General features: G+C 59.8%; 18 protein-coding genes. 8 read left to right on the top strand and 10 right to left on the bottom strand.

Going from position 1 to position 18,697, the window contains the following annotated elements; translation table 11 throughout:
* Window positions 1-17: 17 nt before the first annotated feature.
* On the bottom strand, window positions 18-1,235 hold the full coding sequence (locus LGM20_RS13355; RefSeq protein ID WP_044522842.1) for a diguanylate phosphodiesterase: 1,218 nt from the start codon (window positions 1,233-1,235) through the stop codon (window positions 18-20).
* A gap of 398 nt (window positions 1,236-1,633) precedes the next feature.
* On the opposite strand from LGM20_RS13355, the gene LGM20_RS26625 reads away from it, so the two are divergent.
* Window positions 1,634-1,753 (top strand): small membrane protein, encoded by a 120-nt coding sequence (locus tag LGM20_RS26625; RefSeq protein WP_137910593.1) that lies wholly within the window; start codon window positions 1,634-1,636, stop codon window positions 1,751-1,753.
* Between the two features lie 29 nt (window positions 1,754-1,782).
* Here LGM20_RS26625 and kbvR read toward each other — a convergent pair whose 3' ends face one another.
* Window positions 1,783-2,394, bottom strand: coding sequence for a LuxR family transcriptional regulator KbvR (gene kbvR, locus LGM20_RS13345; protein WP_044522846.1), 612 nt, complete (start codon window positions 2,392-2,394; stop codon window positions 1,783-1,785).
* A 310-nt stretch (window positions 2,395-2,704) separates the two neighbouring features.
* On the opposite strand from kbvR, the gene LGM20_RS13340 reads away from it, so the two are divergent.
* A complete protein-coding gene (locus LGM20_RS13340) occupies window positions 2,705-3,613 on the top strand; it encodes a helix-turn-helix domain-containing protein (protein ID WP_044522848.1) in 909 nt (302 codons plus the stop codon).
* Window positions 3,614-3,639: 26 nt separating this feature from the next.
* On the opposite strand, the gene LGM20_RS13335 is transcribed toward LGM20_RS13340, so the two are convergent.
* From LGM20_RS13335 to ltnD, 5 genes are read right to left on the bottom strand one after another with little or no spacing between them, the layout of a single operon-like run.
* Entirely contained in the window at window positions 3,640-5,004 is a 1,365-nt protein-coding gene (locus LGM20_RS13335) for a GntP family transporter (RefSeq protein WP_044522851.1), read from the bottom strand.
* 56 nt (window positions 5,005-5,060) lie between these two features.
* Window positions 5,061-5,843 carry an HPr family phosphocarrier protein gene (locus LGM20_RS13330; RefSeq protein WP_032452753.1) on the bottom strand — a complete coding sequence of 261 codons (783 nt, stop codon included), beginning with the start codon at window positions 5,841-5,843 and terminating at the stop codon, window positions 5,061-5,063.
* A gap of 4 nt (window positions 5,844-5,847) precedes the next feature.
* Window positions 5,848-6,468, bottom strand: coding sequence for a 3-oxo-tetronate 4-phosphate decarboxylase (gene otnC / locus LGM20_RS13325; RefSeq protein WP_044522852.1), 621 nt, complete (start codon window positions 6,466-6,468; stop codon window positions 5,848-5,850).
* Window positions 6,461-7,726 carry a 3-oxo-tetronate kinase gene (otnK, locus tag LGM20_RS13320; RefSeq protein WP_044522854.1) on the bottom strand — a complete coding sequence of 422 codons (1,266 nt, stop codon included), beginning with the start codon at window positions 7,724-7,726 and terminating at the stop codon, window positions 6,461-6,463. The genes otnC and otnK overlap by 8 nt, the downstream gene beginning before the upstream one ends.
* An 11-nt stretch (window positions 7,727-7,737) precedes the next feature.
* Window positions 7,738-8,640, bottom strand: a complete 903-nt coding sequence (gene ltnD / locus LGM20_RS13315; protein WP_023289603.1) for an L-threonate dehydrogenase — start codon at window positions 8,638-8,640, stop codon at window positions 7,738-7,740.
* 261 nt (window positions 8,641-8,901) lie between these two features.
* Between ltnD and LGM20_RS13310 the strand changes: the two genes are divergently transcribed.
* Window positions 8,902-9,663 carry a DeoR/GlpR family DNA-binding transcription regulator gene (locus tag LGM20_RS13310; protein WP_023289604.1) on the top strand — a complete coding sequence of 254 codons (762 nt, stop codon included), beginning with the start codon at window positions 8,902-8,904 and terminating at the stop codon, window positions 9,661-9,663.
* 20 nt (window positions 9,664-9,683) lie between these two features.
* On the opposite strand, the gene LGM20_RS13305 is transcribed toward LGM20_RS13310, so the two are convergent.
* Window positions 9,684-10,544 (bottom strand): broad-spectrum class A beta-lactamase OKP-A-3, encoded by an 861-nt coding sequence (locus LGM20_RS13305; protein ID WP_044522859.1) that lies wholly within the window; start codon window positions 10,542-10,544, stop codon window positions 9,684-9,686.
* Window positions 10,545-10,725: 181 nt separating this feature from the next.
* Here LGM20_RS13305 and LGM20_RS26475 point away from each other — a divergent pair, with 181 nt between their 5' ends.
* The 3 genes from LGM20_RS26475 (at window position 10,726) to LGM20_RS13295 (ending at window position 12,274) form a co-directional block, all read left to right on the top strand.
* A complete protein-coding gene (locus LGM20_RS26475) occupies window positions 10,726-10,857 on the top strand; it encodes a hypothetical protein (RefSeq protein WP_023289606.1) in 132 nt (43 codons plus the stop codon).
* Complete coding sequence (locus tag LGM20_RS13300; RefSeq protein ID WP_004205993.1) at window positions 10,841-11,101, top strand: hypothetical protein; 261 nt, start codon at window positions 10,841-10,843, stop codon at window positions 11,099-11,101. The genes LGM20_RS26475 and LGM20_RS13300 overlap by 17 nt, the downstream gene beginning before the upstream one ends.
* A gap of 84 nt (window positions 11,102-11,185) precedes the next feature.
* Window positions 11,186-12,274 (top strand): AAA family ATPase, encoded by a 1,089-nt coding sequence (locus LGM20_RS13295; RefSeq protein ID WP_044522872.1) that lies wholly within the window; start codon window positions 11,186-11,188, stop codon window positions 12,272-12,274.
* Between the two features lie 29 nt (window positions 12,275-12,303).
* On the opposite strand, the gene LGM20_RS13290 is transcribed toward LGM20_RS13295, so the two are convergent.
* A complete protein-coding gene (locus tag LGM20_RS13290) occupies window positions 12,304-13,569 on the bottom strand; it encodes an MFS transporter (protein ID WP_044522874.1) in 1,266 nt (421 codons plus the stop codon).
* Window positions 13,570-13,623: 54 nt separating this feature from the next.
* Window positions 13,624-16,731 (bottom strand): beta-galactosidase, encoded by a 3,108-nt coding sequence (locus LGM20_RS13285; RefSeq protein ID WP_044522876.1) that lies wholly within the window; start codon window positions 16,729-16,731, stop codon window positions 13,624-13,626.
* 195 nt (window positions 16,732-16,926) lie between these two features.
* Here LGM20_RS13285 and LGM20_RS13280 point away from each other — a divergent pair, with 195 nt between their 5' ends.
* Window positions 16,927-17,991, top strand: coding sequence for a LacI family DNA-binding transcriptional regulator (locus LGM20_RS13280; protein ID WP_044522878.1), 1,065 nt, complete (start codon window positions 16,927-16,929; stop codon window positions 17,989-17,991).
* A gap of 264 nt (window positions 17,992-18,255) precedes the next feature.
* Window positions 18,256-18,696, top strand: a complete 441-nt coding sequence (locus LGM20_RS13275) for a GNAT family N-acetyltransferase (RefSeq protein ID WP_044522881.1) — start codon at window positions 18,256-18,258, stop codon at window positions 18,694-18,696.
* Window position 18,697 lies beyond the last annotated feature (1 nt).

Below are 18,697 nucleotides of genomic sequence, written 5' to 3'. Positions count from 1 at the left end.
TGCCGCCTACCGCGGCCTTACAGATCCGTGGCCTGACGCGCTATCGGCCAGCAAATTTCCCCGATGCCGTTCAGGCACGGTCGGGAGAAAAGGAACCCCTGAAACAGGCGAATGCCCACCGACTGCAGCCAGCACCACTCTTCCAGGGTTTCGACGCCTTCCGCCACCACCGTGATGCCCAAATCCTCGCAGCAGCGCACGACCGAGGCGACAATCGCCTGCTTGGCGCCGCTGATATGAATATTGCGCACCAGCTCTGCATCCACTTTGATTTTATCGGGCTGAAAGCGGGTCAGTAACGACAGGCCGGAGTAACCCGCGCCAAAGTCGTCGATGGCCAGCTTCATGCCCGCGACGCGCAGCGCTTTGAGCACCTTGCGGAACTGGTCAAAGCAGGTGATCACCTCCGTTTCGGTAACCTCTATCAGCACCTGGTCAGGTCTGAGGCCGGCCGCCAGCAGGCTGTTCATCAGCCAGCCTACGGCGTCAGGGTGGTTATACAGCGAACCGGGCAGCAGGTTAATGGCCAGCTGGTGTTTACCAAGCGGTAACTGACCGGCGAGAGAGAAGGCATACGCTTTGCTCTCAAGGTCGAAACGGTAGCGATCCTCCGCCGGGATGGCGGCAAACATCTCTACAGGAGATCCGCCGGTGGGGCTGCGGATCAGCGCTTCAAAGGAAGAGACCCGCTTTGTGGCCGGCTCGACGATGGCCTGCAGGGCAAACTGGCAAGGTTGATCGGGCAGGTGGCGCGCCGTAGCAGTGGCCGGGGCAGGCATCATCGTCCAGCGAGAAGGCTGCAGCGGCTCGGGTAGACAATAGCGCCCACCGTCGGCGATAAAGGCGCTAATCAGGCGGAACATCCGGTCGTTGACCGGCTCGGTGACCCCAAACGAGCTAAAGCGCAGGAGCTCCTCCAGCGCGCTGTCGGCTTCGAAAAGACGAAGATCCAGCAGGCGCATCCCGGTGTCGTGAAAACGACGGTAGGCCGAATAGTCGCGCATCAGTTCCACCACGTCGCGATGGCGCGGATCGCTCTGTATCTCGTGGAATAACGACTCAAGATCTTCCTCGCTTCCCTCCAGCACCTGGAAGAACTGCAGGCCGTTAAACAGCAGAATACCGGTGATGCCAAGAGGCATGTTTTTCCCGCTGGCGCGATGAATTAAAGCGTCGAGATCGGTGGGCGGGCGGGCAGGATTAACCTGGCTGCGGTATATCAGGGTGGTTAGCATAATCATTCCGGTCGCTGCGGCAGCGCGTAATGGTCCGCACAGCGCGTATTTAGGGAGGTATGGCCAGACCCTCGGAGAAGGGAGGCTGTTTTTTATGACATTTAACCAACCGTGATGTCCGCTACGCGGAACGGGAGCTTCACTTTGTGATTACCTTCACTCTACAGGGAATCTGAGGTTTAGCTATCATTTTCTCATTCCCAATGCAAAAAAGGGCAAACAGGCCGCTCATTCCTCCTGCGGTATTGGTCTACCGCCTTAAATTATCGGTTAACATTCGCCACCAGGAATTATCCTGCCATTATATTGCCCGCTCTCAAAAAGAGATGCTGGTCTTGCCTGATTAAAAGCAAATGCATATTATCAACGTAAGTTAAATTCCTTTTTTCAGGTCTGATATGAGCGACTTATTTATTATTTTGTGTTTGATTTTTTGTCCCGTCATTTCTTTGTGGAGTGGTCTTTCTTATATTCAGGAAAGACGCAAAAGACGCTACGTCTTCCGTTCCAGAAGATAATCTGCAGAGGTAATATAATGACGATTGTATTAACGTCTGGCGAGTAGTTTTACGAGGTTGTTAAATTGCTGGCGGCTGTGCAAATTGAACTTGTTCATAATATTCTTTTTATGCGAGTGAATGGTTTTGTGGCTAATTTTTAGCGCCGCGGCAACTTCATGCGGACTCAGACCAATACTGAACGCGTAAATGACTTTGGTTTGCGCATCGCTGACCGACTTGCAGGCGCAATTGATACAACGCCGCAGCCGATTGAAGGCCGGGTCATGCTGAGGAGATAAGGGGCGCTGAATCGCGCTGAGTATCTCATCTTTAAGACGCTGAACGGGAGCATGGGGAGGTATAAACACCGCCTGCCGCAGACAGTTGGGTAAGCCCTCTTCGACGGTAGCTTGTTCATTGTCCTGGAAAATAAAAAGCGTGTATTGCTCTGGGGCATGCTGAAACAGGTCATGACACAGGTACCATTCTCCCGCCACCATTTCCGTGAAGAACACCTGAGATTGCGCTATCGACTCCAGGTCCCATTGTTCAGAAAACTGATATGCTGATCCCCCGTAGGTCTTCATCGCTTCATCCACCAGCTCCGCAATAGCGACTCGCAAATAGTGATTTTTTATATTGATCAAAAAATTCGTCATATAACTTCCCAGTGGGGTATGAAAAAGGTGTCAGAATAAATTAAAGAATATAATGGTGATGCGCAGGTCTTTTTTAGCTGGGGTAATCTAAGGGATGTTTTTCGTTAATGCAATATCTGCCAGGAAAAGTGAGATAACGGTGTGTTGGTATGCGAAAGTTCCTAATAAACAAAATGATAAGCCTATATTAGATGGCGTTTTAAGCACTTTAATAATTTTTTATTTTTGCGATGCATAAAAAGCTTAGTGGTAGCCAGTATCTGTTGCTAAAATTAGCGGAGGACAAGATTACAGGAAGTATGCGGTGCTTATGAAGCAAATGCTCTATTTAAAAATGCTGGCGTGGCTGGAGGATAATATCTACTGTAACCCGGCGATCGATGACCTGGCGCAGTATATGGGCTATTCGCGTCGGTTTGTGTACGAGGTGTTTTATCAATATGGCCGGTTACCCATCGGGCAGTATATTCGCCTGCGGCGGCTGACCATCGCAGCGGTCAGTCTGCGTTTAACGCGGCAACCGATCGCCGCCATAGCCTGGCAGTTAAGTTACGATTCGCCGCAGACCTTCTCCCGGGAGTTTAAGAAACGTTTCTCGCTTTCGCCACGGGAGTACCGCTGCGCGGCGCACTGGGACACGGCAAAACTGTTAAAAAAATTCCCCACGGATGATGAGAGCCTGCCTTTGGCTCGGATCTGTTCCCTGCCGGAGCGGGTCTATTATGGCTACCCGATGAAGTATGAACTGCGCCTGTCGGATATGGTGTTGCAAAGTACCGCCAAGACGGCTATCAGACAAAAGGTTGACCGTTTTTTCGCCGCTGGAGGCGGTTCGCTTTCCATACTCTCCGATTACGCGGCAGCGAGTCAAAATGAGCTTAACGTCGAGGTTAACGCCTTTGTCGGTTGTCACGAGGCGCGAAAGCCGTCGTCCGCGTTGACCACCCGGTCGGGGCTGTATGTGGGGGTTGAATTCTACGGCAGCTGGTCACGCTATGCCCGTTTGTCCAGCGATCTCTATCTGGAACAGTTGCCAACGCTGGGGGTAAGCCGTCGGGATGGGCATGACATTGAATGCTTCATGACCCGTCATGCGGAAGGAGGAGAGGCAGAGGAGAAGCGCTATCACGTACGCTATTTTATACCGGTGACGCTGTCAGCGGGAGGCCAGCTGCCGGGCAGCGATAATGAGTTAGTCCCCGCGAAGGGGACACGATAAGGTGGCCGGAGCCACCCAGGTAAATATTACAGTACAAACCACAACAGCCAGGTGATCAGGAAGCCCGTCACCCCCATGATGGTGGTCAGTACGGTCCAGGTTTTGAGTCCGTCCGGCACCGAGAGCCCGAGATAGCGCGTGACCACCCAGAACCCGGCGTCGTTAACGTGCGATAACCCGAGCGAGCCGAAACAGGTCGCCAGCGTCACCAGCACCAGCTGCAGCGGCTCCAGCCCGACGACCGCCTGTGACAACAGGCCGGAGGTGGTAAGGATCGCCACGGTGGCCGAGCCCTGCGAGGCCCGAAGCACCAGCGACAGCAGGAAAGCGGCGGGCATCAGCGGCAGATGAATCGTCTCCAGCGCCTCGGCTAAGGCATTGCCGATGCCGGAGGCGACCAGCACCCCGCCAAAGGCGCCGCCGGCGCCGGCGACGAGGATCACGTCCGCCGAGGAGGGGATCGCGCTGCCGGTGACTTCTCCCAACTTTTTCAGGTTCATCCCCCGCCGGATGCCCAGCGTCCAGCTGGCCAGCCCCAGGGAGATCAGCAGGGCGACGGGCGGGGTGCCAATGACGGTCATCAGCTGGCGAATCGCGTTATCCGGCAGCAGCAGGGCCTGACACAGCGTTCCGGAAACAATCAGCACGATGGGCACCACGATCAGCCCGCCGATAACCAGCGCATTCGGCGGCGCCAGTCGGGTCTGCTGGGCGTTGACGGAGAGGTCGGGCACCTCGGCCGTTTGCTGCTGTTCCAGCACGTTAATCGACAGATGATAATGGCGCTGATTGATAGACCGGGCGACAAAATAGCCCACGATACCCACGACGATCGACACTCCAATTCCCGCCAGCATCAACCAGCCGACATCGCTATGCAGAATACCTGCCGCCGCCGCTGCGCCAGGGTGGGTTGGCAATGCCACATGGACGGTTAACATCACTCCGGCCATCGGTAGGCCAAATTTCAGCGGCGACAGATGGGCGACTTTACTGAAGCCGTAAATTAACGGAATGATGATAATAAAGCCGACTTCAAAGAAGACTGGCGTGCCGAGAATAAAAGCCACGATGGTTAAGGCGGCAATAGTCCGTTTAGAACCCAGCACGCTGGTCAGCGTTTTCGCCAGCGATTCGGCGCCGCCGGATATTTCAATAAGCACCCCCAGCATTGATCCCAAAATAATTATGCTGGCGATGTGGCCGAGCAGGCCGCCCATGCCTTTTTCAATGGTGGTAATGATTTTATCCGCCGGAATGCCGGTGGCGAACGCCACCAGCAGGCTGACGATCAGGAGCGCCACAAAAGGATGCGCTTTCGCTTTGATCACCAGCAGGAGCAACAGCACTACGCTGGCTAACGCAATAAGTAACAGCGCCGATGTCGACATAGTTTTGCCTCGGGTATTAACAGGTGTACAGAGAGTTATATTTTTAGAACCGCGCTTTATTTTTTCCGGTAGGGCGAGAACCATTCCAGTCCGGAAAGGGTATCCGCCCTGGGGATATATTCGCAGCCGATCCAACCGTCATAGCCGACGTTATCCAGCAACGCATAGATCCATGAATAATTAATCTCGCCCTCGTCCGGTTCATGGCGGTCGGGCAGGGAGGCTATCTGAATATGGCGGTACTGACCGGCATACTCGGTAATAAGATGGCTTAAATTGCCGTCCACTTTCTGCGCATGAAACAGATCTAACTGCACGGCGATGTTTGGCCGGTCGACCCGCTGCGCTATCTCCAGCGTCTGATATTGACTGTGATAGAAATAGCCCGGTTTGGTCTGCGGATTCAGGGCTTCAATAAGCGCCCGCTTGCCGTGGCGGGCAAAGCGCTCGGCGGCGTAGCGCAGGTTATCGAAAAGCTCCGCCTCGCAGGCCGCGCGATCCATCCCCGGCTGCACCACGCCGGCCATAATATGCACCTGCGGACAATCGAGCTGGCAGGCGTACTCCAGCGCCAGCTCGATATCACGCCGGGCCTCGGCGCTCCTGCCCGGTAGGGCGGCGAGGCCCCATTCCCCGGCGTTAACGTCGCCGGGCGGGGTATTGAACAGCACCAGCTGCAGCTGGTTTTCCTGCAGGCGCTGTTTAATTTCCCCGGCGGCATACTCATAGGGGAACAGAAACTCCACGGCTTCGAAACCGGCGCGGGCGGCGGCGGCAAAGCGGTCCAGGAACGGCAGTTCGGTAAACAGCATGGATAAATTTGCAGCGAATTTTGGCATGGTTTTATCTCAGTTCATCCACTTCGTCAGCGGTCAGGTAACGGATCTCGCGATTGCCGAGGGTAAACATCAGCCGCGCGGTCTCTTCCAGCTCTTCGGTATTATTGGTGGCTTCGCGCAGCGATGAGCCGGTGACCACCGGACCATGGTTGGCCAGTAAAAAGGCGTTATGGCGCGGCGCCAGGCCGGCCAGCGCCTCGGCAATGCGGTCGTCGCCCGGTCGGTAGTAGGGAACCACCGGGACGTCGCCGACCCGCATCACCACGTAGGGAGTAAAGGGGCGAATACAATTCTGCGGATCGAGCCCCTGCAGGCAGGAGAGCGCGGTCAGATAGTGGCTATGCAAGTGGACGATCGCCTTGCAGGCCGGGTTATGCAAATAGACCGCCCGGTGAAAAGCGATCTCTTTCGACGGTTTGTCGCCGGCGACCCATTCGCCTTGCAGGGTGACCACCGACAACCGCTGGGCCTGCAGCTCGCCCAAGCAGGAGCCGGTCGGCGTCGCCAGCAGGTTGCCGTCCGGCAGCAGGAGCGACAGATTGCCGGCGGAGCCGGTGGCATAACCGCGGTTAAACAACGAGGCGCCAATCTGCACCATCTCATCTCGCAGCTGTTGCTCAGTCATGACAAAACTCCTGCTGGGCACGGGCAAAGAACTGGATATCGCCGAAATTACCTGACTTCAGCGCCAGGGAGAGCGGCTGGCGGGTGTCACGCACCCAGGGAACCCCAGGGGAGATCGTCGGCCCGATATGGAACGCCTCGACCCCCAGCGTCTGCGCCACGATGCTCGACGTTTCCCCTCCGGCCACAATAAACCGGGTGAATCCTTTCTCCTTCAGCGCGGCGGCGAGGGCGGCGAACAGCTGTTCCACCCGTTCGCTGCTGGCCTTGTCGCCATACTGCGCCTGGATCCGCTGCAGCGTTTGCGGCTCAGTCGTGGCATAGACCATCGGCGCCAGCGGCGAATCGCGGTTTGCGTCCACCCAGGCCGCCAGCGTCCCGGCATAGCCCTCCAGATCGGTAAAGCAGGCGCTTAAGTCGACGGCGCGGGCGGGAGCCTGTTCACGATAGGCCGCCACCTGGCTGTTGGTCATCAGCGAACAGGAGCCCGAGAGCACTACCGCCGGGCCGGGCAGCGGCATGCCCGCCTGGGATCCTTCACCCTGGGTTCCGTGGCGCTGCGCCCAGTCGCGGGCGAGGCCGATGGCGAGACCAGAGCCGCCGGAGACCAGCTTCATCTCCCGCAGCGCCGCCCCCTGGGTCAGCAAATGCTGTTCACTGAGGGCGTCGAGCACCACATAGCGCACCGCCGGGTCGCTGATTGCGTCCAGCGATGCAGCGACCGCCTCCGGCCCCTGATCGATAATCGGCCAGGCGATCAGCACCGCTTTTCCGCCACCCTGGCGCTCGATTAAGCGGCCGAGGTGGGCATCCTCCATCGGCGTCACCGGATGGTGGCGCATCCCGGACTCATTGAGTAACTGCTGGCCGACAAACAGATACCCCTGATAGACCGTGCGGCCGTTTACCGGCAGCGCCGGGGAAATCACCGTCCGGGTCTCGCCCAGCTCTGCCAGTAGAGCATCCAGTACCGGGCCAATGTTGCCCTGCGCGGTGCTGTCGAAAGTGGAACAATACTTAAAATAAAATTGCTGACAGCCCCGGGCCTGCAGCCAGCGCAGGGCCGCCAGCGACTGGCTGACGGCGGTTTCCACCGGGCAGGAGCGCGTTTTCAGGCTGATCACCACCGCTTCGCTGGTCAGCGGCAGTTCGTGGGGCGGTACGCCGTTTAGCTGCACCGTCGGCATGCCATTGCGTACGAGGAAGCTGGCAATATCCGTGGCGCCGGTAAAGTCATCGGCAATGACACCAAGCTGCATCTTGTCTCTCCTCACTGTTTATGGCCCGGCAGCGTAATGCCGTTGAAGATCTTGATCACCGCGCTGTCATCTTCCCGGCCGAATCCGGCGTTGCTGGCGGAGGTGAACATATTCAGCGCGGTGGTGGCGAGCGGCAGCGGGAAGGTCAGCGCCCGGGCGGTGTCATTCACCAGGCCGAGATCTTTGACAAAAATATCGACGGCGGATTTTGGCGAGTAATCGCCATCCAGGACGTGCTGCATACGATTCTCAAACATCCACGAATTACCCGCCGCGTGGGTCACCACGTCGTACATCGTCTCCAGCGGGATGCCGGCGCGGGCGGCGAGGGCCATCGCTTCGGCGGCGACGGCGATATGCACCCCGGCCAGCAGCTGATGGATGATTTTTACCGTCGAACCGAGGCCAATGTCGCTCCCGATGCGATAGACTTTGCCGGCCACCGCGTCCAGCACTGGCGCGAGGCGGGCGAAGACGGCATCGCTCCCGGAGGCCATCACCGTCATGTCGCCGGCGGCCGCTTTCACCGCGCCGCCCGATACCGGCGCGTCAAGCATCAATAGCTGGTATTCCGCCAGCGCCGCGGCAATCGCCTGGGCATCGGCGGAGGCGATGGTTGACGACACCATCACCGCGGTACCCGGCTTCAGATGGGCGGCGAGGCCGCTCTCGCCGAACAGGATCCCCCGAACCTGGGCGGCATTGACCACCAGCAGCACGACCGCATCCAGCTCAGCGGCGAAAGGCACCGCGCTGGGGCCTGCGCCTTTGGCGCCCGCCTCCAGCAGCGCGCGGCAGTTGTCGGGATTGATGTCCACCCCCCAGGTGTTCAGGCCCGCCTGCAGGCAGGCGCGGGCGGCGCCCATGCCCATCGAACCCAGTCCAATCACGCAGACGTTAGTGTGTGCAGTCATGACGGTCTCCTTGTGAATATTCGTTAATTAATGTGATTTAATGATAGAATAAAGCGTTGTTATGTGAAATTATGTGAGAGCTATCACGAATAGCCCACATGAATATAAAAAATTCACAGACGGAAAGTGGCTGCGCGACGGCGATTCTTGCCCTAAAATAGCGTAAAAACAGCGGTCAAGCAGCGATAACAGCACAGGGGATCTTCAGGTTCCCGGCGTGAGTGGTAAGCTCTGGTGTGAAAAAATGGTAAGGGGAGAGCGGTGATTCCAATAGAACGTCATCAGCGTATTTTAGCCCTGGTGGAGCAGCGCGGGGCGGTGAGCATTAATGAGCTGACGGAGATCCTCGGCGTGTCCCATATGACTATCCGTCGCGACGTCAGTAAGCTGGAAGAACAGGGGCTGCTGGTCAGCGTCTCGGGCGGCGTGCGCGCCGTCAGCCGGCTGGCCGCAGAGCCCAGTCATCTGGTGAAAAGCACTCTACAGAGTGAAGAGAAACAGGCCATCGGCGCGCTGGCGGCCAGTCACATCGCCAAAAACAGCTGCATCTATCTCGATGCCGGCACCACCACTCTGGCGCTGGCGCGGGCGATCCTCGACCGGGACGACCTGCAGGTGGTCACCAACGATTTTGAGATAACCCAACTGCTGATCGATGCCAGCCAGTGCGGCGTGATCCACACCGGCGGCACCCTGTGCCGGGAGAACCGCTCCTGCGTCGGCGAGTCGGCGGCGCGGACCTTGCGCCACCTGGCTATCGATACGGCCTTTATCTCCGCCAGCGGCTGGGACAGCCGCGGGATTTTCACCCCTGATGAGAACAAGGTCACCGTCAAGGAGACCGTCAGCCAGGTCAGCGCCAGAAGCATCCTGCTGTGCGACAGTTCGAAATACAATCAGGTGGCAACGTTTATGGCGTTACCCTTGACCCGCTTTACCACCATCATTACCGACCGGCATCTCTCCGATGCTGCCGCCACACATATCGCCCGGCACGCTTGCGAGGTGCTGCGCGCCGGGTAAGGCGCGCGGCCTTCGCCGGGCTAGCGCTGCCAGTGCTCGATCAGCGCCGCGCCTATTTTGGCGATCTGCTGGTTACGCTCGGCCATGGTCGCCGGCGTATCCCGCAGATAGATCACCACGATGCGCTCCGCTTTGCCGTTCGGGCCGAGCAGGGCGACAATGCCGCGTGAGCCCCGCTCGCCGGCCCCGGTTTTATCGGCGATAAACCAGCCCGCCGGCAGCACGGCGCGGATCAGCGGACCGGCCACCTGGTCGTCCACCATCCACTGCAGCAGCTGCTGCTGCGAACGGTCGCTCAGCGCGTGGCTGGTTAGCAGCTTGCGCAGGGTGGCGGCCATGCTGGCTGGGGTGGTGGTGTCGCGCACGTCGCCGGGAAGCGCTTCATTGAGCTCCGTTTCCCAGCGGTCAAGGCGGGTGACGTTGTCACCGATCTGGCGCAGAAAAGCGGTCAATCCCGCGGGGCCGCCAACGCTCTTCAACAGCAGATTGCCGGCGCTGTTGTCGCTCATGGTGATGGCGGCGGCGCAGAGTTCGCCAACGGTCATCCCGTCGGCAAGGTGTTTTTCGCTGACCGGGGAGTAGTCCACCAGATCCTGCTGGCGGTAGCGGATCCGCCGATCCAGCTGTTCGTCTCCGGCATCCACCCGGGCCAGCACCGCGCCGCAGAGCAGCACTTTAAAGGTGCTCATCAGCGGAAAGCGCTCACTGGCGCGCCAGGCGGCCAGCGTGCGGCCGCTCGCCAGATCCATTTCAACATAGCCCACGCGGCCCGCCAGCTGACTTTCGCTGCGTGTAATTTGCTCAAGCGGCGGAGGGCTGGCGAATACCGCCAGTGGCAGGGCGGCAATCAGGGAGATAAGGCACAGGCGAACATAACGCATAACCGCAATACTTCCTTGAATCAGGGCCATTAAAGGCGAGGAGAGGAGTGATAAAATAGAATAACCTGGCGTTTTGCTGATTCACAATTCCTCTTTTTTCCTTCATCATTTGTCATCTTTTATTTCGAATAATCAATATTTAGCTCAGCCTAAGCACGCTATTTTTTGACTCAAGGCCGCAATGAACTATAAGAAAGTACTTAAGACCGCACTCTGGCTGGCGCCGCTGTTTGCTGACGATACGCCCGCCGCGCTGCGCGGTTTGCCAATGATCTATGCCATCCCGGGAGGAACTGGTGCACCCGATAATTAAGGTCATGCTGGTGGGCGGTAAGGCGGATGGACTGCTGGTCAGCGTCGCCGACGATGCGACCGAGGTCTCAGTGACCCCTGCGCAATACGGTGCGCCGTCCGGCCAGCCGCTCAGCTATCGTATCGTGAGTCAAACCATTGACGATGAACGCTATTTCTTTGGCGTTTTCAGTGACGCCCATCAGGATAGCGACAAGCTGACGCGGGTGGCGCTGACCCGCGGAATGAAAAAAATGTTCTGTTAAACCCGGTCGAAGAGAGGGGGCGATAGTATCCCTGCCGCGGCTTTGCTACTGTGGCAGCCTTCTCTCTCCGGGCCAGGACGCATCATGATTCAGTACATCCGTATTCAAAACTTTCGCTCAGTCAGGGATATCGCGCTGGAGCTGGGGCCGCTGAACATTGTCTTCGGCCCTAACGGCTGCGGCAAATCCAATATTTACAACGCTATCCATCTGTTGACCGCGGCTGCCGACGGCAGGCTGTCGGGATTTATCAGCGAAGAGGGGGGCCTTGAAAATATGATGTGGTCCGGAGATCGTTCCCCCCTCGATCGCCATCCCCGCCGGCTGCAAATCGCCTGTCGGACGGAGAGCTTTGATTATGAACTGCAGGTTGGTTTCCCGGAAAAATTGCCCTATCCGACGCAGTTCATGCTCGATCCCATCGTTAAAGAAGAGAACATCTGGCTGGCGGGCTATTCCCGTCGGCCTTCCTCTCGCGTACTGCAGCGTAAGAATCAGGCGGCGTTCCTCGTCGATGTCGCCGGGGAGAAAAGCACCTTCACCGAGAGTATTTATGAAAACGAGTCGGTGTTCGGTCAGCTTGGCGAGCCACACCGCTTTCCTGAGGTCTCGCGGGTGCGCGAGACCCTGCGCCGCTGGCGGTTTTACCATGAATTCGCTATCGGCCGCCACTCACCGCTGCGCCAGCCGGCCGTCGGCTACCGTTCGCCGGTGCTCGACAGCGACGGCCATAATCTGGCGGCCGCCTTTCAGACCATTGTCGAGATCGGCGCGGAGGAGATTTTGCACGAGATCCTCGCCGACGCCTTTCCCGGCTGCCAGTTTTACTGTGAAAACGAGCACTCGCGTTTCGCGCTGAAAATGCGCCGGGAGGGGATCCGCCGCCCGCTGCTGGCGGCGGAGATGTCCGACGGCACGCTGCGTTTTCTCTGCCTCGCCGTCGCGCTGCTCAGCCCGCGCCCGCCGGCCTTTCTGGCGATCAATGAACCGGAGAACAGCCTGCATCGCGACATGCTCCCGGCGCTGGCCAGGCTGATCGTCGAGGCCTCCCGCTACAGCCAGATCTGGCTGACCAGCCACTCGGCAGAGCTGGCGGATCTTATCGCCGCCGGGGCTGCCTGCCAGCGCTATGCGCTGGAGAATAGCGGCGGAGAGACGTGCATTGTGGAGTGAACCCCGTCATCCCTGACGGGCGCGCCCGGTCAGGCGGGGGTCTGCGTCTCCGCTGTCGGCAGCAGGCTTTTGCCGCCGCGCAAGGTGATGAACGAGAGCAGGGTAAAGCTCAGGGTGATGCAGCCGAGGATCAGATAGGCCTGATGGAAGCCGACGGTGTCGTACATCCGGCCCACCCAGGCGGAAAGTACCACCCCGGACAACTGTTTCGACAGGTTAAAGCCGATCAGAAACAGGGTGGCTGAGAGCCGCGGGTTAAAGGCGGAGGAGATATATTTAAAGGTCCCGACCAGCAGGAAGGGGATCTCAAACATATGCAGCATCTTGAGGATCACCACTTCCACCGCCGATGAGGCAAAAGACGACCCGAGAATACGCACCGACATGATCATCCCCGCGGTCAGCAGGGCGTTTTTGGCCCCGATACGGTTAACGATGGACGGGGCGCAGAACATGATCACGGCATTGAGCAGCTCGCCACCGGTGGTGACGAAGCCAAACACTTCGGTACCGCGCTGCGGACTGGCGAAGAAGCTTTTGAAAAAGTTAGCAAATTGCTGGTCAAACACGTCGTAGACGCTGGCGACCCCCACCACATAGACGATAAAGCCCCAGAAGCGCGGCATACGCAGCAGCTCTGCCGCCGTACGCAGCGAAAAGGCCTGGCGATTGGCCCCGAGCGCCTCGATAACCTGGGCGCTGTTGCTGCTTTCCGGGCGCGACAGCCAGAGCAGAAGACCCAGCACCAGCGCAAAGCCGGAGGCGATCCAGAAGGTAATATTGGGGTCGATGCCGAACAGCACGCCGGTTATCGAGGCGCACAGCGCCCAGCCGACACAGCCAGCGACCCGCACTTTGCCATATTCAAAGCGGTTTGCCCGGCTGACGCGCTCGATATAGGCTTCCACCGCCCCGGAGCCGCTGGAGAAAACAATCCCCAGGTAGATCCCGCCCACCAGCGAACCGGCGATAATATTCATCTGCAGCAGCGGGGAGAAAACGAAAATAAAGAACGGCGCGAACAGAATTAACAGCACCGTAATAGTCCACAGCAGATGTTTGCGTAGTCCGAGCTTATCCGACATTAAACCAAATACCGGCTGAAAAATAATCGCGAACAACGAGATGGAGGAGAAGACGATCCCGGTTTCCGTTTTGGTTAAATGGTTAACGTCCGCCAGCCACACCGGGAAAAACGGAAAATAGGCCGACATAATGAAATAGTAAAAGAAAAAGAACAGCAGGAAATAGACAAAATTATGCCGTTCTCGCGGCGCCAGTTCAGAGAATTTCATCACCATGATCCCTTGTTATTCTGTTTGTAGGGTGGGGGCTGCCGCCCCCACGGATTAAAGGCAACGCAATGAGACCTCGTACTGCCAGCGCGTTTGGGTCAGGAGCCACTGCGGCAGCACGCTTGGGGTCCAGGAGTCATCGCCTCCCACCCCCATATGCAGGCCGTCAAGGGTGATCCACACGCCGTCTTCGGCCTGCATCTTGTGCCAGTGGTCGGTCTCCATCAGCTGACGGGTGCTCCACGGCTGAACGGAGAAGTGGAAATGACCGCTGACGTGCCAGCGTCCCCAGTCCAGCGCCTGAGTATCACAGCGCAGGCCGTTTTCCGTCGGGAAGATGTAGGGGGTGGTCATCGCCGCCAGCGGCTGCTCCCAGCGGGCGAAGCAGGCGCTGCTCCGCCGGTCGGGGTAGTTCTCATGCGGCCCCAGCCCCAGCCAGCTCACCGGCGCCTGCTGAACCGCCACCTGGAAGTGCAGCCCGACCCGCGGCAGCGGCGGCAGCGTTTCCGCGCGCTCGCCGTCCACCGCCAGCCGTACCGTTCCGTCCGCGGTAAAGCGCAGGCGCCAGTGGCTGACAATCACCACCTCGTCGCCGCGCAGGTAGTGCCAGCGGCTGTCGACAAGGGTCTCATTCGCCAGACGCTGGGCGTCGCACTGCACGCAGCGCGCCTCAAGGTCGAACAGGCCGGCGCTTTTCCAGCGCTCCACCCAGGCGTTGGGGTCGATGCGCTCCACTTCGCTGACCCCGATGTCGTTGTCGAGCGGCGCACGGATAAACTGATCCCGCAGGGGGGTCAGCAGCTGCTCCTGACCGCCAACCGACCAGCCACTCAGCAAACCGGTCCGGCGATCGACGGTCCAGCACTGCGTGCCGGCGCGGATCTGCCAGGCCTCATCGCTGACGATAAGATCCGGGGCGCCGGCTGGCACCGTGGGCGCAGGCAGCGCCAGCGGCGCCGGCAGGGGATATTGCTGCCAGGCGACGCGATGATCCGCCGGGGACCAGGCTGTCGCCTGGGGCTGGACCACCTCCAGCGTCAGCCACACGGCGCGGGCGCCTGGCGGCAGGTTCAGACTGTCGAGCAGCGTTATCTCGTCGCTGCCCTCAGGCGGGAGCGCCAGCGTCAGGTTGCCGTGGTACAAGGTTTCACCGGCCGCCTGCACCTGCCAGCGCAGCGCTTCGTTATCGGTCTGGCGGAACAGGTATTCGCTGGCGATGCGCACCCGCAGCGGCGAAGTCGACAGCAGGGCGAACTGGAAATACTGCTGGGTGTGCTTCGCCTCGACCAGCGACGGATGCGGCGTGCGATCGGGGAACACCAGGCCGTTCATACAGAACTGGCGATCGTTCGGCTTATCGCCAAAGTCGCCGCCGTAGGCCCAGCCGACGCTGCCGTCGTCAAAGATTTTGCGGATCGCCTGGTCGGCCCAGTCCCAGATAAACCCGCCCTGCAGCCGCGGATACTCGCGGAAGGCCTGCCAGTAATCGGCGAAGTTGCCGAGGCTGTTGCCCATCGCGTGGGCGTACTCGCAGAGGATCAGCGGCCGCTGCTCGCCGGGCAGGCTGATCCATTTTTTGATCCCCCACTTCGGTACCGCCGGGATCGGCTGGTCGCGTTCGACGCGGGCGTACATCGGACAGATAATATCGGTGGCGGTGGTATCCGCGCCGCCGCCCTCGTACTGCACCGGACGGGTCGGGTCGTTACGCTTCAGCCAGTGGTACAGCGCTTCGTGGTTGCCGCCGCCGCCGGATTCGTTGCCCAGCGACCAGATGATAATGCACGGATGGTTGCGGTTGCTCTGTACCATCCGGGTGACGCGGGCGCTGAAGGCTGGCAGCCACGCCGGATCGTCGGACAGCCGATTCATCGGCACCATGCCGTGGGTTTCAATATTGGCTTCATCGACCACGTACAGACCGTAGCGGTTGCACAGCTCATACCAGCGCGGGGCGTTGGGGTAGTGCGAGCAGCGGACGGCGTTAAAGTTGTTCTGCTTCATCAACAGAATGTCCTGCACCATATCCGCCTCGCTGACCACCTGACCGCGTAAATGGTGGTGTTCATGGCGGTTAACGCCGCGGATCAGCAGCGGTTTGCCGTTAAGGCGCAGCAGGCCGTCGGCGATCTCGATGCGGCGAAAACCGATATCCCACGCCTCGGCCTCCAGCAATGCCTCGCCGCGCCACAGGGTGACCACCGCCCGGTAGCAATCCGGGGTTTCCGCGCTCCAGTGCGCCGGCGCCGCCACCGCCAGGGAGAAATCGACCCGTTCGGCGTAGCGGCCGCGCTCATCCACCGTCGGGGTGCCTAACGGCTGACGGTGGGCAACGACAGGCTGCTCGCCGCGCCACAAGCTAACCCCGACGCTGAGCCCGGCAAGCGCCGCTTCTGTCGCCTCGACGGTCGCCTGGACCTGCAGAGCGCCGTCGCGGCAGAGGGCGTCAAGGGTCGGCGTCAGCTGGACGTCGCTCAGCCGCTGGTGCGGCTTATTCAGTAGCCACACCGAGCGGAAAATACCGCTCATCCGCCACATATCCTGGTCTTCCAGCCAGCTGCCGGCGCTCCAGCGCATGACCATCACGCACAGACGGTTGTCGCCCGGACGCAGAAAGGGGCTGAGATCGAACGCCGCCGGCAGGCGGCTGTCCTGGGAGTAACCGACCCAGGCGCCGTTGCACCAGAGATGAAAGGCCGAGTTAACGCCGTCGAAAATAATCTGCGTCTGCCCGTCCGCGCGCCAGGCGTCATCGATCGCAACGTGCAGGGAGTAACAGCCGGTTGGGTTATCCTCCGGCACCCGCGGCGGGGTGGTGTCGATGGGGTAGCGGACGTTGGTGTAGATCGGCGCGTCATAGCCCTCCATCTGCCAGTTGGAGGGCACCGGCGTACCGCGGCTGCCCGGCAGGTCCTGCGTCAGCCACTGCGCATCGACGGCAAACGGGCTGCGGGCGTAAGCAAATTGCCACTCGCCGTCCAGCTGACGACGATGGGGCGAAGGATGATTATCGCGGGCGGCAAGCTCATCGCGCCAGCTGGCGAACGCGGGATGGGCCGGCAGGCGGTTGAGATGGGTAATGGTCTGGTTCTGCCAGTCTTCGCGGGCGAGGACGGCGTGGAAGTCAGGCGCGTGGCGGCGACTGGTATCGCTTATTGGCATAGTAATCCCCGGTAAGTCAGAAAATGTCGATCGCTAAACAGGATGAAGAACGTTATCGGGTAATTTGTTTTTTCCAGCAACGACGGCGGAAATGAAATTAACAGACGATCACGAAAGCGGGGGTAATACGCTGTTTTTTGTCGTGCGTTAAACATAAAATGTTAGCGCACGACATTTTGTTGATGATGAGAAACTATGCCGCGTCGTACCGCAACCCTGGAGGATGTCGCCCGCGCGGCGGGCGTCTCCCAACAGACGGTCTCCCGGGTCCTGAACCGTCCGGAAGTGGTGTCAGCCCGCACCCGCGAGCAGGTGATCCGCGCGATGCAGACGCTGCACTACGTGCCTAACCGCTCGGCGCAGCTGCTCGCCGGCAAAGCGGCGCCCTCCATTGGGCTGATTACCGCCTCGCTGACCCTGCATGCCCCCTCGCAGATCGCCGCCGCGGTAAAGAGCCATGCCAGCCTGCACCAGCTGGAGGTGGCGATAGCGATGCCAGCGCAGGCCGACTTCGCCGCGCTGCAGGCCCGGCTGGACGAACTGCGCGCCCAGCATATTCGCGGGGTGATCGTCAGCCTGCCGCTGGAGAGCGCCACCGCCGAGCGGCTGGTTAAAGAGAACCCGGATATGGCCTGCCTGTTTCTTGACGTCTCCCCGGAGGCCGATGTCTGCTGCGTGCGCTTCGACCATCGCGACGGCTGCGGAGCCTGCGTGCGCCATCTGTGGGAGCTCGGGCATCGCGAATTCGGCCTGCTGGCGGGGCCGGAAAGTTCGGTTTCCGCCCGACTGCGTCTCGCCAGCTGGCGCGAGGCGCTGCACAGTCTGAACATTGCCCGTTCAACCACGGTGTTCGGTGACTGGAGCGCCGCCAGCGGCTGGCAGAAAACCTTCGAACTGCTGCACCTCCAGCCGCGGATCAGCGCCATTGTGGTAGCCAACGATCAGATGGCGCTCGGGGTACTCAGCGCGCTGGCCCAGCTCAATCGCAGCGGCAGCCAGGCGGTGTCGGTGACCGGCTATGACGACACCGCTGACAGTCTCTACTTTCAGCCGCCGCTCACCACGGTGGCGCAGGACTTCGATCTGCTGGGCAAACGGGCCGTGGAGCGGCTGATTGCTCTGATGGCGGCCCCGCAGATGCGGATCCGCGAGCTGCTGCCGACCCGGCTCATCGTGCGCCAGTCGGCGTGGCCGCTCGCCGCCGCGGAGGACCGGCAGCAGACCCTGGCGCAGCTGAAAGCGTTGGTGGAGAGGCTTTAGCCGCATGCCGTTGAGGATTTATTGAGGTTGACCATGCTAACCTCGGGATCAAACGTAGAGAGGTCAGGATCCTCTGCCTGCGAAAAATGCAAAATACAATCTATCCATGCAAGCATTGATTTACCGCCAGTCACATGGCGGTTTTTTTTTGCCTCACTCCCATTTTCCGCGTTCTTTCGTTGGTTTTTTCGCCTGGCATCCCCGGCGGCGGCATGCTACATCTTTCTTCCGGGATAGATGCCGAACACGGCGGGAGACAAGGTCATGATGGTGATTGAGGGCAAAGAGGCGATTGCGCGGGTAGACTGGCGGCGGGTGCGGACCATCGTCGCCGAGGCCGGGCTGAATGAACGTGATGTTCAGCAGCTGGAGCAGGCGTTTCGCCAGAGCACCTTCTGCTGGTTCGGCTATGAGAACGGTCAGCTGATTGCCGTGGCGCGCGCCATCAGCGACTGCACCTGGAGCAGCTACTTATCGGATGTGGCGATCGTCCCCGACCGACAGGGGCTGGGTTACGGACAACAGCTGATGCAGGCGGTCCGGGAGCAGCTGCTGCCCTTTGGCAAAATTTTTATCTATGCGGTGGCCGATAAAATCGCGTTCTATCAGCGTTTTGGTTTTGCCATGCTGACCACCGGGATGGTCTGCGCTGGCGAGGAGGGCATGCGCAAAATGCACGAGCAGGGCTATATCCGCCAGCCCTGAG

It is taken from the genome of Klebsiella quasipneumoniae subsp. quasipneumoniae (assembly GCF_020525925.1).
Lineage (GTDB): Bacteria > Pseudomonadota > Gammaproteobacteria > Enterobacterales > Enterobacteriaceae > Klebsiella > Klebsiella quasipneumoniae.
This window is presented reverse-complemented; position numbering and strand designations above follow the sequence as displayed.

Excerpts from the sequence above, each read along its gene's own strand:
- LGM20_RS13355 (WP_044522842.1), bottom strand. The coding sequence starts at position 1,235 with ATGCTAACCACCCTGATATACCGCAGCCAGGTTAATCCTGCCCGCCCG.
- LGM20_RS13330 (WP_032452753.1), bottom strand. The coding sequence starts at position 5,843 with ATGCCAAAATTCGCTGCAAATTTATCCATGCTGTTTACCGAACTGCCG.
- LGM20_RS13335 (WP_044522851.1), bottom strand. The coding sequence starts at position 5,004 with ATGTCGACATCGGCGCTGTTACTTATTGCGTTAGCCAGCGTAGTGCTG.
- ltnD (WP_023289603.1), bottom strand. The coding sequence starts at position 8,640 with ATGACTGCACACACTAACGTCTGCGTGATTGGACTGGGTTCGATGGGC.
- LGM20_RS13275 (WP_044522881.1), top strand. The coding sequence starts at position 18,256 with ATGATGGTGATTGAGGGCAAAGAGGCGATTGCGCGGGTAGACTGGCGG.
- LGM20_RS13305 (WP_044522859.1), bottom strand. The coding sequence starts at position 10,544 with ATGCGTTATGTTCGCCTGTGCCTTATCTCCCTGATTGCCGCCCTGCCA.
- LGM20_RS13290 (WP_044522874.1), bottom strand. The coding sequence starts at position 13,569 with ATGAAATTCTCTGAACTGGCGCCGCGAGAACGGCATAATTTTGTCTAT.
- LGM20_RS13280 (WP_044522878.1), top strand. The coding sequence starts at position 16,927 with ATGCCGCGTCGTACCGCAACCCTGGAGGATGTCGCCCGCGCGGCGGGC.
- LGM20_RS13295 (WP_044522872.1), top strand. The coding sequence starts at position 11,186 with ATGATTCAGTACATCCGTATTCAAAACTTTCGCTCAGTCAGGGATATC.
- LGM20_RS26475 (WP_023289606.1), top strand. The coding sequence starts at position 10,726 with ATGAACTATAAGAAAGTACTTAAGACCGCACTCTGGCTGGCGCCGCTG.
- otnC (WP_044522852.1), bottom strand. The coding sequence starts at position 6,468 with ATGACTGAGCAACAGCTGCGAGATGAGATGGTGCAGATTGGCGCCTCG.
- kbvR (WP_044522846.1), bottom strand. The coding sequence starts at position 2,394 with ATGACGAATTTTTTGATCAATATAAAAAATCACTATTTGCGAGTCGCT.
- otnK (WP_044522854.1), bottom strand. The coding sequence starts at position 7,726 with ATGCAGCTTGGTGTCATTGCCGATGACTTTACCGGCGCCACGGATATT.
- LGM20_RS13340 (WP_044522848.1), top strand. The coding sequence starts at position 2,705 with ATGAAGCAAATGCTCTATTTAAAAATGCTGGCGTGGCTGGAGGATAAT.
- LGM20_RS13285 (WP_044522876.1), bottom strand. The coding sequence starts at position 16,731 with ATGCCAATAAGCGATACCAGTCGCCGCCACGCGCCTGACTTCCACGCC.
- LGM20_RS26625 (WP_137910593.1), top strand. The coding sequence starts at position 1,634 with ATGAGCGACTTATTTATTATTTTGTGTTTGATTTTTTGTCCCGTCATT.